The 661-nt window shown below is 53.3% G+C and carries 2 protein-coding genes; both read left to right on the plus strand.

The genetic code is table 11. The features are described 5' to 3' along the window. The coding region (locus tag L6R21_28160) for a hypothetical protein (protein ID MCK6563079.1) at positions 1 to 359 on the plus strand (359 nt) is incomplete at its 5' end. A 140-nt stretch (positions 360 to 499) separates the two neighbouring features. Further along, positions 500 to 661: BrnT family toxin (locus L6R21_28165; GenBank protein MCK6563080.1), on the plus strand; the 162-nt coding region annotated here is incomplete at its 3' end.

A 661-nucleotide genomic window follows, 5' to 3' on the forward strand; every position in this document is an offset into this window, starting at 1 on the left:
ACGTGCAAGCCGCGACTGATTTGATTGCAAAGCAAAACGCGATTGTCCCGCCGGATTCATCTGTACCGAAGGACTGCGCAGTTTTTAGCGGTGTGTGGGGAGGTGAGTGGCGCAATGGCGGCTACCGCTCTGTTCTCCGAGTTCTTTCAATAGACAGCAGTTGTGTTGTGGCTTACAGCATCAATGGATTGACCGGCAAGTCCAAGATCAGCGACGGGAAGCTGGAGGAATTTCTTTGCGTTCAAAGAACGGATGGGCGCTGCACGTTCAAGTATTCCGCTTCAGACGATACTCTCAGCGCGAACTATTGGAATCCATCCGGCGGGAAAAACTACGGCACGTTCACCCGGGTTAAGTGAAAAGCTATTGCAGGATTGCCTAACTCGGCAGTCCACACGGACGCTGCGCGATAAAGCCGCGCAGCGCCGGTTACCTAGGACGTTGAGGTTTTCCATATCACCGTATGGCTTTTTGTATGGGCTAGTGATACTCTGCGTCCATGGCTAAAACCCGCTTTGATTGGGATCCGGACAAGGACGCCGAGAATAATAGAAAGCACGGGGTTTCCTTCTCCCGTGCCCAATACGCCTTTGCGGACCCGCAGCGCGTGATAGCCAAGGACGAGGCGCACAGCCAAACCGAAGAACGGTTCTATTGTTTT

The organism is bacterium, assembly GCA_023150945.1.
GTDB lineage: Bacteria > Zhuqueibacterota > Zhuqueibacteria > Zhuqueibacterales > Zhuqueibacteraceae > Coneutiohabitans.